Genomic DNA, 806 nt, shown 5'->3' with positions numbered 1-806 from the left:
GGGGTTTGAATAGGAAGGATAGAGATGTCCAATGCGTTCAAAGGCTTGTTTCCGCATCCAAGCCCCGTAATACCGGACATCTGCTGCCAATCCTTGGGCACCCCGCCAGGCTGAGATATGCTTCTTAGCCCGATCTTCAGGGTTGATGGGGGCTTTGTCCTTAAACTTCGGCGGAATCTCGATCAATGCCTTGTTGATCAGCACCGCCACCGGGTTGAGATCGCTGGCATGGGCCTCTAACCCCAAGCGCTGCGCTTCCAACGGGATGGATCCGCCACCGGCAAAGGGATCGTAAACGGGCGGCGCGTACTTGGCGATGTATTCTCTAACGGCTGCCGGATCCGTAGGGGGATCTTCTCTTCGATCCCAGGCTAGACATCGGGCAATTTCTCGCTGCGCTGCCTCCAGCACGCCGGAGTTTGGATCGTTCACGTCATCCCAGGACACCAGACCCCGCACGACCCGCTTCCCCTGTTCGATCTCTATGCGGCCCAGGATGTTGAACAGCCGCTGCCGCTCTCGCTCTTGGTCGGCCTCGGTGGGGAACTTGTCCGGCCAACTGGAAGGGTCATCGACCAGGGAAGCCCAGAGCACTGCCCGACAGGCTGCTAGGGGTCGCCGCGCCCACCAGAGATGTAGGGTGCTGGGGTGACCATGGCGGATGGATTTCTCGCGAGCCGATTCCAGATTGATGGCTTCGAGGGGCAGGGCAACTTCAATCAGCTTCTTGCGGCGGCTCATTAGACAAAGGTCAGCTAGAAATTGCAGGAGCCCCGCACTGTACCCGTAGGGTCGGTGTCGGGAGG

1 protein-coding gene is annotated in these 806 nt (G+C 59.4%); it reads right to left on the bottom strand.

Annotated elements, in window-relative coordinates; genetic code table 11:
- Positions 1 to 741: DUF1156 domain-containing protein (locus NW820_RS12975; protein WP_414407720.1), on the bottom strand; the 741-nt coding region annotated here is incomplete at its 3' end.
- Between the last annotated feature and the right edge of the window lie 65 nt (positions 742 to 806).

This window comes from Synechococcus sp. R55.7, assembly GCF_047461955.1.
Lineage (GTDB): Bacteria > Cyanobacteriota > Cyanobacteriia > Thermostichales > Thermostichaceae > Thermostichus.
This window is presented reverse-complemented; position numbering and strand designations above follow the sequence as displayed.